The sequence below is a fragment of the Streptomyces sp. NPDC001339 genome (genome assembly GCF_042895955.1).
GTDB lineage: Bacteria > Actinomycetota > Actinomycetes > Streptomycetales > Streptomycetaceae > Streptomyces.
The window spans coordinates 587,663-607,244 of the sequence record NZ_JBIAWT010000002.1 but is presented as its reverse complement, the minus strand read 5'-3'; the positions used below and the strand labels follow the sequence as shown (position 1 = coordinate 607,244).

11 protein-coding genes, 2 pseudogenes and 3 CRISPR repeat arrays (1 of these 16 only partly in view) are annotated in these 19,582 nt (G+C 67.3%); of the genes and pseudogenes, 5 read left to right on the top strand and 8 right to left on the bottom strand.

Annotation, left to right across the window (positions count from 1 at the left end; genetic code table 11):
- The first annotated feature begins 14 nt into the window (after positions 1-14).
- Positions 15-1,265 (top strand): IS701 family transposase, encoded by a 1,251-nt coding sequence (locus ACFY12_RS07875; RefSeq protein WP_390714850.1) that lies wholly within the window; start codon positions 15-17, stop codon positions 1,263-1,265.
- A gap of 443 nt (positions 1,266-1,708) precedes the next feature.
- Entirely contained in the window at positions 1,709-2,545 is an 837-nt protein-coding gene (locus tag ACFY12_RS07870; RefSeq protein ID WP_390714849.1) for a GIY-YIG nuclease family protein, read from the top strand.
- Between the two features lie 389 nt (positions 2,546-2,934).
- On the opposite strand, the gene ACFY12_RS07865 is transcribed toward ACFY12_RS07870, so the two are convergent.
- Positions 2,935-3,444 carry a cation:proton antiporter gene (locus ACFY12_RS07865; RefSeq protein WP_390714848.1) on the bottom strand — a complete coding sequence of 170 codons (510 nt, stop codon included), beginning with the start codon at positions 3,442-3,444 and terminating at the stop codon, positions 2,935-2,937.
- 29 nt (positions 3,445-3,473) lie between these two features.
- Here ACFY12_RS07865 and ACFY12_RS07860 point away from each other — a divergent pair, with 29 nt between their 5' ends.
- The 3 genes and pseudogenes from ACFY12_RS07860 (at position 3,474) to ACFY12_RS07850 (ending at position 4,710) form a co-directional block, all read left to right on the top strand.
- Entirely contained in the window at positions 3,474-3,701 is a 228-nt protein-coding gene (locus ACFY12_RS07860) for a hypothetical protein (protein ID WP_390714847.1), read from the top strand.
- A pseudogene (locus ACFY12_RS07855) lies at positions 3,689-3,889 on the top strand (LLM class flavin-dependent oxidoreductase); the annotation flags it as partial. The gene ACFY12_RS07860 and the pseudogene ACFY12_RS07855, both read left to right, overlap by 13 nt.
- A 185-nt stretch (positions 3,890-4,074) precedes the next feature.
- Positions 4,075-4,710, top strand: a complete 636-nt coding sequence (locus tag ACFY12_RS07850; protein ID WP_390714846.1) for a class I SAM-dependent methyltransferase — start codon at positions 4,075-4,077, stop codon at positions 4,708-4,710.
- Between the two features lie 104 nt (positions 4,711-4,814).
- On the opposite strand, the pseudogene ACFY12_RS07845 reads toward ACFY12_RS07850, so the two are convergent.
- The 7 genes and pseudogenes from ACFY12_RS07845 to ACFY12_RS07815 form a co-directional block, all read right to left on the bottom strand.
- Positions 4,815-5,031 (bottom strand): annotated as a pseudogene (locus ACFY12_RS07845) (heavy metal translocating P-type ATPase); the annotation flags it as partial.
- 28 nt (positions 5,032-5,059) lie between these two features.
- Positions 5,060-5,209, bottom strand: coding sequence for an Imm49 family immunity protein (locus ACFY12_RS07840; protein WP_390714845.1), 150 nt, complete (start codon positions 5,207-5,209; stop codon positions 5,060-5,062).
- Between the two features lie 24 nt (positions 5,210-5,233).
- Entirely contained in the window at positions 5,234-7,609 is a 2,376-nt protein-coding gene (cas3, locus tag ACFY12_RS07835) for a CRISPR-associated helicase Cas3' (RefSeq protein WP_390714844.1), read from the bottom strand.
- Positions 7,610-7,697: 88 nt separating this feature from the next.
- Positions 7,698-8,354 (bottom strand): CRISPR-associated protein Cas5, encoded by a 657-nt coding sequence (gene cas5 / locus ACFY12_RS07830; RefSeq protein WP_390714843.1) that lies wholly within the window; start codon positions 8,352-8,354, stop codon positions 7,698-7,700.
- Complete coding sequence (gene cas7i, locus ACFY12_RS07825) at positions 8,351-9,394, bottom strand: type I-B CRISPR-associated protein Cas7/Cst2/DevR (RefSeq protein WP_390714842.1); 1,044 nt, start codon at positions 9,392-9,394, stop codon at positions 8,351-8,353. The genes cas5 and cas7i overlap by 4 nt, the downstream gene beginning before the upstream one ends.
- A 127-nt stretch (positions 9,395-9,521) precedes the next feature.
- Positions 9,522-11,006, bottom strand: coding sequence for a hypothetical protein (locus ACFY12_RS07820; protein WP_390714841.1), 1,485 nt, complete (start codon positions 11,004-11,006; stop codon positions 9,522-9,524).
- Positions 11,003-11,743 (bottom strand): CRISPR-associated endoribonuclease Cas6, encoded by a 741-nt coding sequence (locus ACFY12_RS07815; protein WP_066936342.1) that lies wholly within the window; start codon positions 11,741-11,743, stop codon positions 11,003-11,005. Before ACFY12_RS07815 ends, ACFY12_RS07820 begins: the two co-directional genes overlap by 4 nt.
- Before the next feature lie 3,568 nt (positions 11,744-15,311).
- A CRISPR array of direct repeats spans positions 15,312-15,726; the repeat unit is 30 nt; unit sequence GTCCTCATCACCCCTGGGAGGGGTACCAAC.
- Positions 15,727-15,825: 99 nt separating this feature from the next.
- Positions 15,826-18,242: direct repeats of the CRISPR family, unit length 19 nt; unit sequence CCCTGGGAGGGGTACCAAC.
- A gap of 750 nt (positions 18,243-18,992) precedes the next feature.
- A CRISPR array of direct repeats spans positions 18,993-19,582; the repeat unit is 18 nt; unit sequence CCTGGGAGGGGTACCAAC (it continues 1,829 nt past the right edge of the window).

Below are 19,582 nucleotides of genomic sequence, written 5' to 3'. Positions count from 1 at the left end.
TGACACCTGAAGAGATGGCTGAGGTCCGGGAGGGCCTTGAGACGTTCACGGCAGAGTTGTTTGAGGCGTTTTCGCGTGCTGATCAGCGGCGTTGGGGGCGGGCGTATGTGCGCGGGCTGCTGCTGGACGGGCGGCGCAAGTCGGTGGAGCCGATGGCTGCCCGGCTGGGCGAGGACGGCAACCGGCAGGCGCTTGCGCACTTCGTGACCTCCAGCCCGTGGGATCCGGCGCACGTGCGTGCCCGCCTGGCCTGGACGATGCAGGAGGCGATCGGGCCGACGGCTTTGATCGTCGACGACACCGGCTTCCTCAAAGACGGGGACGCCTCGGCGTGTGTGTCGCGGCAGTACACCGGGACCGCGGGCAAGGTCACCAACTGCCAGGCCGGGGTGTCTTTGCACCTGGCCGCCGACCACGCCTCGGCGCCGGTGGACTGGCGTCTGTTCCTGCCCGCTGCCTGGGATCCCGCCTCGTCGGAGGCGGATACGGACAAGGTCGCCCGCCGGGAGCGTTGCCAGATCCCCGCCGTGGTCGGGCATGTGGAGAAGTGGCAGCTGGCCCTGGACATGATCGATGAGTCGCGCAGTTGGGGCGTGGATGTTCCGCTGGTCGTCGCGGACGCCGGCTACGGTGATGCCACCGCCTTCCGTCTGGGCCTGGAGGAACGTGACCTGGCCTATGCCGTTGGGATCTCCTCCCGGATCAGTGCCCATCTCGGACACGCGAGACCTGTTACCCCGCCCTACCAGGGCAGCGGCCGCCCGCCGGTGGCGAAGTACCCGGACAAGCCCATGACGGTGAAGGAGTTGGTGGTCGCGGCCGGCCGGGAGGCGGCCAGGCCGGTGTCTTGGCGTGAGGGTTCCCGGCCGGGCAAGGGCCAGAGCGGGTTCAAGCGCATGTACTCGCGTTTCGTCGCCCTGCGGATCAGGCCCGCCGGGCGCGAGATCCGCCAGGCCACCTGCGGCCCCGAACTGCCTGAGCGGTGGCTGCTGGCCGAATGGCCCGCAACCGAGCCCGAGCCAGTGCAGTTCTGGCTGTCCAGCCTGCCTTCCGGCATGCCGCTGGCCTCTCTGGTGCGGCTGGCCAAGCTCCGCTGGCGCATCGAGAACGACTACCGCGAGATGAAACAGGCTCTGGGACTTGCGCACTTCGAGGGCCGCACGTGGAACGGCTGGCACCATCACGTCACTCTCGTCTCCGTCGCGCACGCCTTCTGCACACTGCAACGGCTGACAAGAGACCCAAAAGGCGCGGCTCAGGGCTGAGCCTCTACCAGATCGTCCGCGAGCTACAGACACTCCTCACCGTCTGGGCCGGCATCTGCCCCACCTGCCACCGCGACATACCTACCGCGACACCAACCTGACCAAGCCCTACTAGCGCTTCGTCGTTGTTCCACGCTTTCACCGGAACCGCCGCCTCAGCAGCCCCCCGTATCGAACCTGTCTTGTGCAAACAGGCGGCGCAGGACCCGCTCGGCGATCCCCAACCTCCCGCTCGGCCCCGACCTCCTGAAGCCGCTTGGCCAACTCCTTGGCGAACGTGTCCAGTTCGCTACGGCAAGCGGTGATCCGCTCCAGATCGGACTTCCCCACACCTCTCCACGACCTCCGGCGTACCGACGTGGTGAAGGATCGTAGGTGGCCCACTCACGCAGGCGCAGCAGGACCAGGTAACCCTCCCGGCCGACCGTCAGACGATCTTCACCATGGACATCGCCGCCGACCAGCCCAAGCACTCCCGACGCCGCGCACACCAGGCTCGTGACCTGCAATTTCACGACGCACACCGCTCAGTCGTGTGCCGGTGGGGGCGATGGCACTACCCGTTCGCGGCCGCCATTGTCAGAGGGATCAAGGACGATGGCATCGCCCAGCATCAGACAGCTTGCAGGCTTTGCTTGAAAGGACCCTCTGTGGCTCAATCCTTCACCGTTCAGTTGAACGTGGGCGGTCACCGTATCGAAAGCGTCTCCTTGAACTGGGGGCTCAGGGGAAGCGACGTGCGGCAGGACGCTCCGAGCTACGGCACGGACATCGAAGTTCCGGCTGTGGTCGAGCTCCTTGACCTGATTGCGAGTGGAGCAATCGCTGCGGAAGAAGCCCGCGACTACCTGAACCGTCTCGCGACTGTGATCAACGAACGCATGGACCGCGAGTACGACGAACTCATTGAGGCCATGGAGCAGCCCTCGTCCCCCTCCGCGCGCAAGCAGGAACGGTTCGACCATCGGTGGGTCTACGCCATATCGACCGATGACAATCCGGAATCGATCAAGATCGGAGTCGCAAAGGACATTACTCAACGCATAAAGTCTCTGCAGGTGGGATCCGCGGCCAGGCTGGAACTCCGTTGGAGTGCTCGTGGCGGATACCCGCTAGAGCGACACCTGCACAACCACTTCGCGAAGCTGTGTACCCACGGTGAGTGGTTTGGCTTCCAGGGCTTTTCCGATGCCGTCGCAGAGATCGACACGACCGCGCGCCACTTCCTTCGCCGCTACAACGATACTGAGCACACTGAAATCACCCCACCTGCTCGCTGACCACGCGGCGCTACGCTCCAAGCTTCTGGGTTTCCCCGGGGCTTCCCCATTTCTCTGGGCGACCTGCAGAAATTGTCCAAGATCCATCCCGCAAGTACGTCGCAGCCCCCGCCATGCCGCTCAGCGTGGCATCCGCCTGCCCATACGCGAGGACCCCCGAACTCAGCGAACTCGCTGGTAGTGGGGGTCTGTGGTACCTCATTAGAGATGCCCCCGGCAGGGGGTCCAACCATTGGGAACGGGCGCGACCAGCGGGTTTGCGGCGGGCGGGTCACCGTGACTGCGACGTATGACTTGCCGTGGTGGGCTTGGCCTGTTCGTCCTCGCTGCGACAGTTGGCGCGGGCGCCGGGCTCGGCTCGATCGCCTTCCGCTGGTTGATCGAGACCTTCACCTATCTCTTCTCCGGCCACGATGACTACGCGGGCGCGGGCCGCAGCGCGAATCCGCAGGTGCCGTGGCTGGGGCGGAGTGTTGGCGCGGGGGTTGAGGAGGCGGGTGAGGGGGGAGAGCGGCGGTGGTGAGGAGCGCGATGAGGACGAGCATGGTGAACAGCTTGTCGCCGATCAGCCCGGCCTGGCGGCCGATGGCCAGGACGATGAGTGCGGTCACGCCACGGCAGTTGAGCAGGACACCGACCGTCCCCGCCTCCCGCCAGGTGGCACCGAAGGCGCGGTGGGCGAGGGCGGCGCCGACGAACTTGCTCGCCCAGGCGGCGAGCAGCAGGAGCCCCGCGCTGAGGACGCCCAGGCCGCTTAGGGTGGTCAGGTCAGCGGAGAGGCCGGTGACCACGAAGAACGCGGCCAGCAGGAGGGATCCCATCTGGTGCAGGGGCGCGGCGACGGCGGCCTGGACGGCGGGGTCCAGGCGCGGCATGGCGGACGCCGAAGGCGAAGACACCCAGTGCCGCGTGGACGCCGATCCAGACGGTGGCGCTCGCGGACAGGAAGAGCCCGGCACAGGGGTACGAGTTGCAGGAGCTACGGCTCATCAAGGCGTATGTACGACATGACAGTGACCTGCCGGCGGTACGTGTGGCGTGTGAGGAAGCGTTTGGTCCTGGTGTTGAGGTGAAGTACCTCAACGTCGCGGTCTGCTGTGACGACCTTCTCGTTGAGATCGAGGGGATCGTGCCGGGCGTGGGGTGGAGCCGGTGAGCGGCCTGAAGGTGGGCATCGTGCTGCCCGGACGGGAGTCCGTGGTGGACGAGGGCCCGTACCCCGAGAACCTGGCCTCGATCGCGGCGATGGCCGAGGAGCGCGGGTTCGACTCCGTGTGGGCGGGGGAATCCCCCCTCGCCCGCTCACGGATGAACCCCCTGCTCGCCCTCACCGCGGCGGCCACGGCCACCGAACGACCTTCGACGGCTCGACGTAGACCTCCGCCCCCCGTTGGCCGGGGTTGCCGGGGGCGCCGCCGTCGCCTCCCAAAGCGCCGCGCCACGACGCCCGGCCGGAACGTTCCCCGGCCGGGCGTCCGGCGGGCGAACCATGAGGTGCGGGAGGGGCCCGTAGCGGAGAGGATGACGCTGTGCCCGAGCCAAAGGACAGCGAGCGGCTGCGCCGCTACTGGGACAAGCACGCCCGCTCTTACGACCGGCAGATGCGGTTCTTCGACCGCACCCTGTTCGGTGAAAGCCGTACCTGGGTCTGCTCCCAGGCCAGCGGCGATGTACTGGAGGTGGCTGTCGGCACCGGCCTGAACCTTCCTCTCTACCCTCCCGGCGTCCGGCTGACGGGCATCGAGTGGAGCCCGGAAATGCTGGCCGTCGCCCGTCGCCGCGCCGACGAACTCGGCCGGCCCGCAGACCTGCGAGAAGGCGACGCCCAGGCCCTGCCGTTCCCCGACGCCTCCTTCGACACCGTGGTGTGCACCCTGGCGCTGTGCGCGATCCCCGACGACCAGCGCGCCATCGCCGAGATGAACCGCGTGCTCAAGCCCGGCGGCCGGCTCCTCCTCCTGGACCACGTGCCCAGCTCTGTCTGGCCCGTCCGCGCACTCCAGCGGCTCATCGAACTCATCACCGTTCCGCTCGGCGGCGAGCACCTGCTGCGCCGACCGCTCCGGCATATTCAGGCGGCGGGCCTGCCCATCGAGCAGCGGGACCGCTTCAAGCTCGGCATTGTCGAGCGCCTCGCTGCCCGCAAGCCCACCAGCCTCCCGTAGGCGTCAGAGGACGGAGGTGACGAGCGATCCGGTTCCTCCGGAAGATCACAGAATCGGGCGCTGGAGGAATCGGCCGTTGGTGATCGTCAGCCGTCAGCGGTTCAGGGGCTGAGCATGCCGAACGCAGCCAACGGCAGCGCGGCGACGTTGTAGGCGAAGGCCCAGAACAGGTTGGCCCTGATGGTTCGCGGGGTTCTGCGAGCCAGCCGGATGGCGTCGCCCGCGGTCCGCAGGTCGCCGCTCACCAGGGTGAGGTCGGAGGCGGTTCGCGGCGCCGGTGCCCATGGCCAGGCCGAGATCGGCCTGCACAAGAGCGGCGGCACAGCGTCACCGCCTCCCGACGCTGGCGTCACGCAGCGACACCTCCTGCTTGGATGAGCCGTTGCGGCAGGTAAGGGGACTCGACCTGGATGTTCCAGCCCCTGTGGCGGACGTGGCAGGTCAGGGCCAGGATGTCAAGGTTGATGGCGGCATCGCAGTCGTCCGCGCGATCAGCCACTCGGTAGTTGTCACGAGGACGGGCCTATGTGAGTTGGTCGAGCTGGTAGCCGGTGTCGCCGCCGGGGTTGTGGATTGCCTTGAGGCCGTCGGTGTCGCTGTATGCGCCTCGAATGACGTGGACCTTGAGGTTTGTGTCGTAGGCGGCTTTGGCGGATCCCCAGTGAGGGAGAGGGATGAGGTATTCGGATGCGAGGAGCTGGCCGGAGATTCTTGGTTTGCCGTCGGCGTCTACGTCCTGGTGGAGGGCTTCCTTGTAGTTTTTGAGGTCTTCTTCCATGACTGCTTCGAGGCCGTCAAACATTTCGTCGAATCGTTCTTCGAGCTGGTCGCGGGCGTCGAAGGGGCGTTTGAAGGTGAGGAAGGCGCGGCGGAAATCGTCGCGGTGGCGGAGGACTTCTTGGCGCCACTTGTGGCCCCAGGTGGTGTTGTAGATGCGGTTGAGCCAGTGGGTGATTTCGTTTTCGTCGATTTCGTTGCCTGTGTTTTCGTTGAGAATTGTCCAGGTCTCGGATACGGGGTCGTGGGGGTAGATGCCGTCGCAGTAGAGGCCGGGTTGTCCGCGGCGTTGCTTGTAGCGGGGTGTGTGGATGATGACGGGCGCTGCTTCGCGGGCGCGGATGCGGTTGATGCGTCCGAAGCGTTGGGCGAGGGCTTCGAGGTCGGCGCAGGCGGTGAAGAGGACGTCGAAGTCGACGTCGAGGCTGACTTCGACGACTTGGGTGGCGACGACGAAGCCGCCCTTGCGGGTTTTGTTCCGTGTCTGGTCGGTTCCGTAGCGGTCGGTGATGGCTTTTTCGATGGTGCCGCGGTGGCCGCGCTTGTAGCGGGAGTGCAGGAGGGTTCCGTGGTGGTCGGGGAGGGCGGCGGTGAGGTTGTCGTAGAGCTGTTGGGCGTGGGCGACGTTGTTGGCGATGACGAGGACGGATTCGCCGGCTCGGAGGTGGTGGGTGATTTCGGTGAGGGCGGCGGGGTCGGTGATGTGGTGGTTGCGGGTTTCGATGCGGTGGCGGGGCTGTTGGGTGCTGTCGGAGTCGTCGTCGCAGGTGACGTCGCCGGTGAGGGTTTCGGTGATGAGGGTGGTGAGGGCGTCGGGCATGGTGGCGGACAGGACGGCGATGCGTCCGCCGAGTTCTTCGAGGGTTTGCATCATGGCGAGGATGTAGCCGAGGCGTTTGGTGTCGTAGGCGTGGAGTTCGTCGAAGACGAAGACGGAGTTGGCTACGTCGATGAGGCGGGAGGAGTATGCGGCGCCGACGAGGGCGGCGCGCAGGAGTTGGTAGGGGGTGGTGATGCGGATGGTTTCTTTGAAGAGTTTGGTGGCGGCTTTGCGGTGGGTGGCGTCTCGGGCGGCTTGGACGCGGGTGGTTTCGTCGTCGTCGGGACAGCAGAACTGCTGGAGCCAGTAGTCGCCGGCGCGGGAGTGGTCGGGGCCGACGAGCCCTTCGCGGCCGAGTTTTTCGGTGGTGCGGGTGGTCATGGCGTTGATGCTGGCGAGGTAGGGCAGGGTGTAGAAGACGCGGGGGGTGCCGCGGCCTTCGGCTTGGAGGAGGGCTGCCTGCTGGCAGCACCAGAGCCAGGAGGCTTCGGTTTTTCCGCTGCCGGTGCGGGCGCGGAGGATGAGGTGGCTGGGGGTTTTCGCTGCGCGCTCCTGGTGGGGTTTGAGGGGGAAGGCTTCCTTGATGGTGCGGGCGAAGTCGGCGTTCATGGGCTGGGTCATGTTGAGGGTGCCGTGGGCGGAGGCGAGGTGGTCGGCGTAGGTGACGGCGCCTTGGAGGAGGACGGCGGCAAGGCCGGTGGCGGGGTTTGTGCGACGGCGCCAGGTGGCCAGGAAGGCCGTGAATTCGGTGTGTGCGGTGGTGGTGTAGCTGTGCCCGGCGGTGGGGGCGGTGGTGGGCAGGCCGCGACGGGTGGCGGTTTCGTGGAGCCAGTGGGCGAGCTGTTCGGCCGTGGCCTCGGGGAGGGGTTCGAAGCGGTCGCGCCATTCGGTGAGGTCTGTGCCCTGATAGAGGGTGGCGAGGGTGGTCTTGCGTGCGTTTTCTCCGGTGAGGGCGCGGTGGTGGGTGGCGATGCCGACGGCGGCCCATGCGCGGTGGGTGGAGTCGGGGATGAGGTGGAGGTATCCCAGGGAGAGCGCTTCGTGGCGTTCGGCCCAGAAGTAGCCGGTTTCGGCTAGTTGGCGTTGGAACTCGCAGTTGATCTTGCCGCAGTCGTGGAACAGGCAGGCCAGGCGCGCGATGGTCCAGAAGTCGGGGATGACGGTGTGGGCGGCGTCGATGCGGCCGGTGCGCTGCTGGATGAGGGCGGCGCTCTTCTCGGTGAGGTCGAGATGGGTGGTGAGTCGTTCGGGGGGCCGGTTTCCGCGGGCGCTTTTTGCGTTGATGTCGCGGAGGTCTGTCATATCAGGCTCCATGCGGCGTGGGCTGGGGACGTCAAGGGCGGTGCCAGGCACGTGGGTTGGTGTCTGGCACCGCCCTTGACGTATTGCGTCAGACGGGTTCGGCGGTGGCCGGGTGGGTGGGGGGCAGGAGGGCTACGGCTTGTCCGGTGGGGGTGCTGTAGCTGTCGGGGACGGTGGCGGTGGCGTGTCCGGTGGGGTCGTAGCGGTAGGAGCCCCACAGGGTGCGGCCTCGGTCGAGGGTGATCGCGGTGGGTATGCGCAGGCTGGTTCCGCCGGCGGCCGGGTGGTCGGCGATCAGGGCGCCGCGTTGTTCACCGGGGGTGGTGGTGAGAGCGGTGCGGCGGGTGGTGAGGGCTGCGAGGTCTTGGGAGCGGCCCAGGCGCATCGGCCACACGGGGCGGCGCAGGCGGTGTTCCCAGTGGTCGAGGTCGTCGAGGATCCAGATCTTCAGGGTGGTGAAGGCGAGGAATTCGCGGTTCTGGGGCCCGTAGTTTCCGGGTTTCCGGGCTGTGGGCAGGGGGTGGTAGGTCTCCAGGTCGGTGCCGCGGCCTTCGGCGTGGAAGGCGGCCGCGAACCGGAAGTCGTGGGGGACTTTGTCCCAGCTTCCGGCGGCGGCTGCGAGCATGCCGCCGATGGTGGAGGGCGGCGGGCAGGGAAGGGTGACCTGCACGCCGGTGTAGAGGGGGTTGCGGAAGGAAGCGACGGGTGTGGTGATGGTTGCTTCGAGGGCTTCGATGCTGGTCACTGGGCGTCCTGGAACCAGTCGTCGTGCTGCTTGTCGGTGATCTCGTCGGCGAGGGCGTTGAGGATGGTGCGGGGGTGGCCGATGGTGACGCGGTCGTTTCCGGCGAAGTGGGTGAGGGCCTTCTCGCGCTGGTCGGTGAGGAAGCCGGGGGCCCATCCGATGCGGACGGGGCCATCGAGCTGGTCTTCCCAGGCAGTGATCTCGGCTTCGAGGGTGGTGGCGGAGAACGTGACCTTGCCGAGCTGGTTTTGGAGCAGCCGGGTGAAGGGGTTGTTGCCGCCCTTCATGGGGGCCAGGACGAGGAAGGCGGGGGTGCGGTCGCCGTAATGGGCGTTGTGCTTGGCGCCGCCCTGGATGGTGGCGAGGGAGCGGAGGATGAGCGCGGTACGGCGGCGGCGTTCCTCGAGGGGGAGGGCGAGCGCGGCGGTGCCGCGCAGGGTGGTCTCGGTGGCGCCTGCGTCCTTGGCTTCCTGCGCGGCCTGCTTGCCGAGGGCCACCTTCAGGCCGCCGCCGTCGGTCTCGAAGACACCGACGCGGGGCAGGTCGAGGAGGACGTCTCCGGCGCAGACGGCGGTGTAGAACTCGTGCTGGTGGATGACCGGGTTCTCGCCGGCGTCGAAGCCGCGGGTCATGGTGCCGAAGTCCATGGTGGGGTTGTTGGGGACGACGGCGACGAAGGTGCCCGTGGCGAGGACGGTGTCGCGCTGGCAGGTCTCGGGGAGGGCGGGGTCCTTCTTCCGCTCACTGTCCTTGAGGGCGACCATGTAGCCGAAGAGGTCGTCGTCAAAGTACTTGTCGGGCCGGCCCTGGGTGAACGCCTGCTGCTTCTGTCCGGATCCGGTGCGAAAGACGCGGGAGCGGGGCTCGTCAGCGGGGACGCTGTCGCGCAGCCAGCGACGTACGGCCTGGGGTGCGAGATAGGGGTAGACGTCGCGGCCGACGCGCATCTGCTTGACGCGGCCCTTTTGGTCTTCGCCTTCGCCGTTGTTGGGGGCGCCGGCGTTGATGTCGAACGCGATCTTGCCTGCGAGGTACGTCACTTGGTGATCTCCTTCGTGATCAGGTTGGCGCGGTGGCTCCGGTGTTGAGGCCGTCGAGGACGCCGTGCACGGTGGTCCTCAGGCGTGCTGTCCGCCTACAGGTAGAGGCGCTTGCGGGCGGGGGCGGCTATACGGCGGCCGGGTCGGCTTCGGTGCCGTCGAGGACGGCGATGTCCTTGGCGGTGATCGTGTCGGGGTCGAAGTCCTGGGCGGCCTTCTCGGCGTCGCGGGGCCGCCATCCGCGTTGGAAGAGGGCGGAGATGGTGCAGGCGAGGAGGTATTCGCGGTAGTACCAGGAGTAGGAGTCAGGGGCGGGGCTGAAGAGGATCTCGAAGCCGCGGCTGGTGACGAGTTCGGACTCGTCGGTGGGGCGGTCCAGGATCCAGGTGATGCCGTGGCGCTGTAGCCAGGCGCGCAGGCGGGCGCTGTTGCCGCGCTGGAAGAGGGTGTAGAAGCCGGTGAGTTTGCCGCCGGGGTCGTCTTCGGTGAACAGGAGGGCGATGCGGGCGGCGGTGTCGCGGATCTCCTGGAGGTCCGTTTCGTTCACGTTGAGTACCTCGTGCAGGTAGGTGGTGAGGAGGTTGGCGGCGGGGGGTGCTTCGCGGGTGGGACCTTCGAGGGTTGTCGAGCGGCCGACGATGTAGCTGGTCAGGCGCCGCGGGATGGTCCAGGGGCGGTGGAAGCAGGCCCAGGCGAGGTTTTCCACGCCGGAGGTGGTGGCGTTGGTCTTCTGCCCACCGCTCTTGCCGGCGGGTTCGGGGGTGGTGAAAGCCCGGACGAGAGTGGGGAATCCATCCCGGTGGGCGTCTCTGCGGGAGGACTTCCGCAGCCATTCGGCCAAGGGCTGGTCGACGGCGTAAGTGTCCAGTGCCTGCCCCTTGTTGTGGTTATTGAAGATGACCAGTTCGATACCAGCGGTGGTTTCGTGGTCGTAGCGGCGCAGCGTCTGGAGGGCGAGGGTCTCGGCCTTGGTGCGAGAGGCTCTCTTCCCGGTGATCATGAGCATCTCGTTGCGGGAGACCTGAAGGTCGACGGCTTCCGCGAGAAAGCCGTCGTCCCAGGTATGGAGGGCTTCGGTGCGTCCTCCGGTGAGGTAGCAGCCGTAGGGGGCCGCGTAGAAGCAGCAGATGCACGGCCAGCACAGGGCGGTGCCGGCATGTCTGCGGGGAGTGGTGTTGCGGTAGTCCACGGACGCCGCGAGCATCATGTCCGCTTTGCCGTAGAAGCCGACGGCCTGATGTCCGCAGAGAGCGCAGGCGGCGCCGGGCCACGTGTCCGGTGCGGGCATTGTGCGCCAGGTGCGGACCTTTTCCGTGACGGTTGTGTCGTCGCGCTTGGCGTTGAACGGGTGGTTCATGTCGCTGTTCGGCCACAGGCTGTGCGAGCACTTGAGGAGGAAGCCGTTCTCCGCCTTACCGTCGCGCAGCAGCGCTGCGGTGACAGCGGCGTCCATCAGCCGGCTCATGACCTCCTGGAAGAGTGCGCTGGTGACCATTGCGGGGGTCTCGACATCGGCGAAGGACGCGATGACGTGGGCCCCGATACGGGCCAGAGGGTGAGGGGTGTCGCGGAGGGTGTACTGGCCGTCGGCGCGGGACGTAGTGGTGGTCATGCGACCACCCACCCGAAGCCCGAGGCGGTTGATCCGCCGATGCCGGTGGACCACAGCGCCTGAAGTGCGGCCGGCGGTCCGCTGACCTCTACCTCGATGGGCGCGCCGAGCTTCTTACCCCAGTGGCCGTGGCCGGTGACGGCGAAGGACCGCTTCGGGCCGATCCAGGTGATTCCTTCGAGCTGGACATCGCTGCCGTGGCCGAAGGTTTCGCACTTGCGGCGGATGCTGTGCTGCAACGCGACGTCGAAACCTGGCTCGCCGGGCAGGAGGTGCTTTCCGCGGATGACGCGGCCTTCGGGAGTACGGGTGGCCTCCGCCTTGACGGTGATGGGGTTGATGGTGCGGAACCGCCCGCGGCCGGAGGCGAATGCAGGAGGATCGACGACGGTCGTCTTCTCCACCTTCAGCGCGGTGCCGCCCCAGTCCAGGACAGGGATGGTGGTGAAGTCCTTCGCCAGCGCGGTGATGATCTCCGGGATTGGGCTGCCGAATTCCACGGTGCCGGTGCCGCCGGCGACGTACTTGCCTTCTTGACGCTTGGGGGTGGGGAAGGTAGGCGCGGAGTGGCCGAACGGTGCGATGCCGTGTGGACCCCATCCGTTGGCGTGGATGGTGGCTCCGAGCTGGGGGTCCTGGCGTTCCAGGGCCTCGTAGAACACGCCGCGTCCGGGGGCCTGGACCTGATCCCAGGGGATTTCCCGGGCCCGGGTGCTGATAGTGACCCGTAGGCGCATGCTTCTTCCCTCCTTTCTGCTGGTTGTGGCCTCGGGCGCACACAGGGCAGAGTGTCTGTCTCGGTGTGTGCCTTAGCTTCAGTTCGGGATGGATGGCAGAAGGTCTATCACACTGTCCGCCCTTATGAGGAGCGGTAGTTGACTGTCTAGCAGGAGCCACTGACAATCGGTCAGTTTGTTCAACGGGCAACAGAAAAGGGGCTCTGGCCGGTTCGGTCAGAGCCCCTTCGGGTGCCCCTGCTCGGGGCGATGAGATGCGTGTCGCACGTGCCTCAAAGCGAAGGCGCACACATTGCGACCCCTAACGGGCCAATCGGGCATGTACAGCGACGCCGGGCTGGCGAGACGTACGCGCCTACGGAAGGGTAGCCTCTCGCCGTGTCCAACTGGCCGGCTGAGTTCGCGGCCCCAGCCCACAAGCAGACAGCCTCCAGCCGCAGAAGATGTCAGTGGGACGTGCAATCATTGCGTACTACCTTGCAGGGACTGCTGTTTGAGAACTTCACATCACTCATTCGCCCCATATCAGGGGATACACCCGCGAACTCTGCGGGCCACGTCGGAGCCGCTCGGTGGGGCTCATAGCCCTGCGGAGGGGTACCAACACGATGACCGCGTCGAAGCAGGCCGTCACGTAGCCAGGTCCTCATTGACCCTCGGAGGGGTACCAACAGCCGGGCGAGCGCCAGCTCGTGCTCGCGGGCCTCGCGCGTCCTCATCGGCCCTCGGAGGGGTACCAACGCCTCGATGCCAAGGGCGCGACGGCCGCGCTCACCGCGTCCTCATCACCCCTGGTAGGGATACCAACCGGGAGTTCTGCCGCCAGTCCAGCAGCCCGGGGCTGGGTCCTCATCGCCCCGGGGAGGGGTGCCAACTCGTCGGGCGGCACGCCGAAGGCGGCCGTGTCGTCGTGTCCTCATCGCCCTTGAGAGGGGTACCAACCGGTACTGCGGCATCGCCGCGTGCAGCCACCGCTGATGTCCTGTCCTCACCTACCCTCGGAGGGGTACCAACGCCAGGCGGTAGACCGTCGGCCGGTCCGGGTGCGTCGTCCTCATCTCCCCTGGGAGGGGTACCAACCTCAGGCCGGCCTCCGTCAGGACGGACAGCTGGACCGTCCTCGTCGTCCCTGGGAGGGGTACCAACCACGACTGGCAGGCCGTGGCCCCGGGCCGGCGCAGCGGTCCTCATCGTCCCTGGGAGGGGTACCAACTAGTAGAGGTTCGAGCGCCGGCCACGGATCTTCGCAGGTCCTCATCGTCCCTGGGGGGTACCAACCTGCGTGTGCGGCCCAGGTCGAGGAACGCGAACTCGGGTACTTATCGCCCCTCGGAGGGGTACCAACATCACGTCGAGCGCGGTGTTCGGGTCGAGTCGGCACGTCCTCATCACCCCTGGGAAGGGGTACCAACGTGTGCGTCCGGGCCCGGTAGGCGAGGGAGTTGAACGGTCCTCATCATCCTTGGGAGGGGTACCAACTCGTTGATCAGGAACGCGGCGGGCGCCGGCAGCGGGTCCTCATCACCCCTGGGAGGGGTACCAACCCGACATCCTCGAAGGCGCGCGGCAGGCCGGCGCCGGTCCTCATTGCCCCTGGGAGGGGTACCAACACGCCGCTGCCGTCCCAGCGGGAGGAGGCGGCGGCGGAGCGTCCTCGTCACCCCTGGGAGGGGTACCAACGCCATGTCCTACGTGGACAGCTCCACCAGGAGTGTGGTCCTCTCACCCCGGGGAGGGGCACCAACGGCCACCAGGACCGCGCAGGCCCCCGGGTAGGTCGTCCTCATCGCCCCTTGGAGGGGTACTAACACCCAGCACGCGATGGCGGCCATCAGCGCGGGGATCGTCCTCATCGTCCCCCTCGGAGGGGTACCAACCGGGGATCTCCACCGGCTGGCCGTCGATGTACATGGGTCCTCATCACCCCCGGGAGGAGTACCAACAGGAGGGTCTGCACCAGCATGACCGACAGGCGCGGGTCCTCATCACCCCTAGGAGGGGTAGCAACACGTCCATGCCGGCCGGCTGGCACAGCTGCATCAGGTCCTCATTACCCCTGTGAGGGGTACCAACTCGCCATCGCCCGTCGGCGGGTTGCCCGGTTGGGCGGTCCTCATCACCCCTAGGAGGGATACCAACTGGAGGTAGCGGTCCCAGCCGGGCAGTGGGTTGATGGTCTTCATCGCTCCTCGGAGGGGTACCAACACGTCCTTGTGGACGTCGGTCGCGTTGCGCTGCGAAGTCTTCATCGCTCCTGGGAGGGGTACCAACGCGGCGGTGAACGCCCGTACCCGCAGTAGAGCACCGGCCTTCATCGCCCTGGGAAGGGGTACCAACCTCAGCTGGCAGCCGCGGATGTGGTGCAGTCCCACCTGCCCCTATCGCCTCTGGGAGGGGTACCAACGTCATGCTGGCTCTTCTCCTTCGGGAGGAGCGGGGCCGCCCTCATCGCCCCTGGGAGGAGTACCAACAGGAGTGGTTCGACCGCCGCGCGGCGTAACGAGCTAGCCCGCATCGACCCTGAGAGGGGTACCAACTCCGAGGCGAGGTCGATCCTGGACAGCAGCCGCGACGCCCTCATCGCCCCTCGTAGGGGTACCAACGCGCCGTGCAGGGCTTTGGTGAGCCGCAGGTGGGCGCGTCCTCATCGACCCTGAGAGGGTACCAACGGGCGGTACGCCAGGATGCGTCCGGGCCGGCCTCGGCCGTCCTCATCGCCCCTGGGCGGGGTGCCAACAGCAGCAGGGCGGAGACAACGGGGACGGCGGCGAAAGTCCTCATCGTCCCTGGGAGGGGTACCAACGTGAGGGCCAGCAGCGGCCCGGAGTCCTGCCCGTCCCGTCCTCATCGCCCCGGGGAGGGGTACCAACAGCGAGTTGAGCAGGGGGGCCGCCGCCGTAGGACGGTCCTCACCGCCCCGGGGAGGGGTATCAACAGAGCCAGCAACCGCATGTGCCCACTGATACGGCGCGTCCTCATCTCCCCGGGGAGGGGTACCAACACGTGGAGTCCCGGGCCGTAGACCTTGATCTCATGTCCTCATCGCCCAGGGGAGGGGTACCAACTGGGTGTGCCGTGTGGAGGCCGGCGACCTCGTCCCGCGTCCTCATCGCCCCCCCGGAGGGGTAACAACTAGGCGGCCTCTGCCCACAGGTTGGTCTGCGCGCCCTGTCCTCATCGATCCTTGGAGGGGTACCAACGCGCGCAACGTGCGGCCGACCATCGCCAGCCGGTCCCGGGTCCTCATTGCCCCTCGGAGGGGTACCAACATGGTGCGGCGCGCGGCGCTGACCACCAACGCTTGCCCTCATCGCCCCTGGAGGGATACCAATGCTTCTCAGGTCCACATCCCGGGCGAAAGGCCGCGTCCTCATCGCCCCCCGGAGGGGTACCAACACGAGGAGCTGCTGCCCGCCGGCGCAGGCGACGCGGTTCCTCATCGCCCCTCGACGAGGTACCAACGTGCGGGCGTAGTGGCCGCTGTGCGCGGTGTACGCGAGTCGTCATCGATCCTCGGAGGGATCTAACTCGTCGACGAGCTGGGTCCAGATGAGGCCGGCGACATCACCCCCGGGAGGGGTACCAACTCGTAGGCGTCAACGAGCTGCTGGAGCGTGGTGCCGAGTCCTCATCACCCCTGGGAGGGGTACCAACTTGCGGGTGGGTGGGGCGACGGGATCCCAGATGGAGGTCCTCATCACCCTGGGAGGGGTACCAACGCGAGGCCCGGCAGCGTCCGCCGCTGGCCGTCGTACGAGTCCTCATCACCCCTGGGAGGGGTACCAACGTGAGGGCGGGCACTCCGTCGACGAGGCTCGTGCGTGCCCTCATCGCGTGGGCGGGGTGCCAATGTGCCGAGCATGTCTGAACTGCTCTGGCATGCGCGGACCTTCATCGGCCTGGGAGGGGTACCAACCGCACGATCACGGCGGTGGCGGCCGTGCTGGTCCCCAGTCCTCATCGACTCTCGGAGGGGTACCAACGTGTTCGAGCTGTCGAGCATGAACCATGCTTCTGGTTCTCATCGCCCCTCAGGAGTACCAAAGAGTTGCGCAGTGAGGAGTCCTGCAGCTCCCGCAGGGCTCCCTATCGCCCCTCGGAGGGGTACCAACAGGCTGGGCAAGGAGTCGGCCAGGCGCACCACGGAGTTCCTCGTCGACCCTCGGAGGGGTACCAACATGAAGGCTCCGACCCGGACGGCGACGTCCTGGCCGGTCCTCATCGACCCTGGGAGGGGGTACCAACCGCGAGGCGGCGGCCCGGTGTGCGCGGATGACTGGGGTCCTCATCGCCCCTCGGAGGGTTACCAACCAGGGGTGGTCGTGGCCGGTCCCGAGCGGGCGGCGGGTCCTCATCGATCCTCGGAGGAGTACCAACTTCACGAGCGGGGACTCGAATCCGTTCCGACCGACCGGCCCTCATTGCCCCTCGGAGGGGTACCAACACGAGGTAGCACGCCTCGGCGACGACGGTCGCAGGGTCTTCATCGCCCTTCGGAAGGGGTACCAACGTGCGCTGGACGGACTCACCGATGCCCAGTATCGCCAGTCCTCATCGCCCCTCGGAGGGGTACCAACTACGGCTACCGCCGTATTGATCTCGCGGTGGTACGGGCCATCGACCCTGGAAGGGGTGCCAACCTCTACCGGCTTGCCACCGGCCGCGCCCGCATCCGCGCCCTCATCGCCCCTTGGAGGGGTACCAACCCGACGTCGAGGGGGCCGCGGTGGTGGGAGCAGCCGGTCTCATCGCCCCTTGGAGGGGTACCAAGGCTGACGGGTCGCTGACGGTGCAGCCTCCGCGCCGGTCCTCATCACCCCTCGGAGGCGTACTAACTCGCCGGTATCGCCGGACTGATCAACATCGGGCCCGGGTCCTCATCGTCCCGCGGAGAGGTACCAACCCGACGCTGGAGGAGCTGCGCGTCGTGCGCTGGCCGCGTGCTCATCGTCCCTCGGAGGGGTATCAACCGGTACTCCGCCGGCGCGAACTGTTCGATCAGGTCGGTCCTCATCGCTCCTCGGAGAGGCACCAACAGGAAAGGGAGCACCAGGTGGCACACCACGAGGTCGATGTCCTCATCGCCCCTCGGAGGGGCACCAACGTGATCAGGCCGGCGCCGTAGCCGATACCAGCCCCGGGGCTCATCACCCCTCGGAGGGGTACCAACCCAGTGGTGAGCGTCGACCGGACGTCGGTGATCGCGGGTTCTCATCACCCCTGGGAGGGGTACCAACATGCGCAGGACGTTGTCGACGACCGCGTCCAGGACGGGTCCTCATCACCCCTGGGAGGGGCACCAACATGAGCGGCCGCACCGCATAGCCCAGGTGCCGTACGGTCCTCATCACCCCCGGGAGGGGTACCAACGGGATGGCTGTGTGGCCCCCCGAGGAACGCGGCGACCGTCCTCATCACCCCTGGGAGGAGTACCAACACAGCACGAACGTGGAGGCGCACGTGAGGGCCGGTGTCTTCATCACCCCTGGGAGGGGTACCAACCAGACACGTCGGAGCCGGATCCGGCCGCCGCCGCACGTCCTCATCACCCCTGGGAGGGGTACCAACACTTTCAAGGGCTACGGGTATCCGGTGCCGCCCGGCGGGTCCTCATCGTCCCTGGGAGGGGTACCAACCCCACGAAGGTGCGCACATTGAGTGCGGCCACGTCGCGTCCTCATCGTCCCTGGGAGGGGTACCAACATCAGCGTCGTCGAGGCGGAGGCTCTGGTCGCCGCTGGTCCTCATCGCCCCTGAGAGGGGTACCAACACGGGATGTATCACCAGGCGCCGGCGCTGTGCCACAAGTCCTCATCGACCCTCGGAGGGGTACCAACCGTCGACCTTCACCACGATGACCACGGCGGCGTCCGGTCCTCATCGTCCCTGGGCGGGGTACCAACAGGAACGGTCCGACAACGGACTGCGGCTGCACGCCCTGTCCTCATCGTCCTTGGGAGGGGTACCAACGACATCATCACCGCCACCGCCCGCGCCGCCGAACTGGTCCTCATCGCCCCCGGGAGGGGTACCAACCCGGAGTCAGGAACGGTGGAGTCGATGACCTGTAGGTCCTCATCGTCCCTGGGAGGGGTACCAACATCACGAAGCCGCCCACCGCAACCTCGCCGACACCCGCGTCCTCATCGTCCCTGGGAGGGGTACCAACAGGTCAAAGAGGGCGATCGTCGCGCCGCCCGACCCGTCCTCATCGTCCCTGGGAGGGGTACCAACTGGAGGAGGTGGACGAACGCCTCCCGGGAGGGCCCGGTCGATATCGCCCCGGGAGGGGTACCAACTCCATGAGCTTGTGGACCCGCCAGACGATGGCGACGAGCTCTCATCCCCCCTGGGAGGGGTACCAACTAGGCGGCGGAGAGCACGTACTCCTGCATGCTGACGGTCCTCATCGACCCTGAGAGGGGTACCAACCCGTACCGGTTGATGAGCCCCGCCAGGATGCGGGCAGGCCCTCATTGCCCCTGGGCGGCGTACCAACCTGGCGGCGAGGGTGAGTAGTTCGAAGGCGGCCGCAGTCCTCGTCGTCGCTCGCAGGGATACCAACCCGTCGGTGATGACATGCACGAGTCGATGCCCGCCGGGACCTCATGGCCCCTCGGAGGGGTACCAACGGCTCGATGGCGGTGACGCGGATCGGCCTGCCGAGGCCCTCATTGCCCATGGGAGAGGTACCAACTCCTGCACGGCGCTGGCGCGCGCGATGGCCGGAGCGGGTCCTCATCGACTCTGGTAGGGGTACCAACGTCCGGCCGCCCGCGCGCCAGAACGTCGCGGTGGAGTCCTCATCGCCCCTGGGAGGGGTACCAACAGGTAGCGGCCGGCCTCGGGGCGGAGCCACGCCTCCGAGTCCTCGTCGACCCTGGGAGAGGTACCAACTGCAGCACCGCGTAGCCGCGGCGGGCGAGCGGGGCGTCCTCATCGCCCCTTGGAGGGGTACCAACATGCCACACAGGCGGTGGAGGCGGGCCTCCCAGGAGGTCCTCATCGCCCCTGGGAGGGGTACCAACATCACGTGGTACAGCCACAGCCCACGGCGCTGGTCGTGTCCTCATCGACCCTGGGAGGGGTACCAATGCCTGGTTGTTGGTGTCCTCTGCAAGCATCCGATTGTCCGCATCGCTCCTCCGTACCAACGACTTGGTACCAGCGGGTCATCCAGGGCGACGGATCTCCACCTCCCTCGGAAGGATTCAACGGCCATATCCGCTGGCCCGCACTGGATGTGACGCTGTCCTTATTGCCCCCGGAGGGGTACCAACAGCATGTCGGCCTGGAGCCAGGCCGCGGACACCGAGCGTCCTCATCGCCCCTCGGAGGGGTACCAACCTGCTCAACAACCACATCGGCGGGCAGGCGACCCCGGATCTTCATCGCCCCGGGGAGGGGTACCAACATGGAGGAGAACTCCGACGCCAGCACCCCGTCACGGGTCCTCATCGTCCCTGGGGAGGGGTACCAACGTGGAGGAGGCCACCGACCCGACCGGGCAGGGCGAGTCCTCATCGTCCCTGGGGGGTACCAACGTACTGGGTCTGTCCCTGTGACCAGCCCACCACGGGTACTCATCGTCCTTGGAAGGGGTACCAACAGGTGGTCGCGGATGCGTACGGGGAGCCGGACCCATGTCCTCATCGTCCCTGGGAGGGGTACCAACGCGCGGGCCAGCTCCAGCGCGGGCGCTTTGCCGTCCTGGTCCTCATCGTCCCTGGAAGGGGTACCAACAGCTGGTGGAGGCGTGCCGCGAGGGCGCCGCTGTGCAGTCCTCATCGTCCCTGGGAGGGGTACCAACAGCACAACCTCCGCGAGGCCCGGATCGCG

Excerpts from the sequence above, each read along its gene's own strand:
- cas3 (WP_390714844.1), bottom strand. The coding sequence starts at position 7,609 with ATGACAGACCTCCGCGACATCAACGCAAAAAGCGCCCGCGGAAACCGG.
- ACFY12_RS07875 (WP_390714850.1), top strand. The coding sequence starts at position 15 with ATGGCTGAGGTCCGGGAGGGCCTTGAGACGTTCACGGCAGAGTTGTTT.
- ACFY12_RS07870 (WP_390714849.1), top strand. The coding sequence starts at position 1,709 with ATGGACATCGCCGCCGACCAGCCCAAGCACTCCCGACGCCGCGCACAC.
- ACFY12_RS07820 (WP_390714841.1), bottom strand. The coding sequence starts at position 11,006 with ATGACCACCACTACGTCCCGCGCCGACGGCCAGTACACCCTCCGCGAC.
- ACFY12_RS07815 (WP_066936342.1), bottom strand. The coding sequence starts at position 11,743 with ATGCGCCTACGGGTCACTATCAGCACCCGGGCCCGGGAAATCCCCTGG.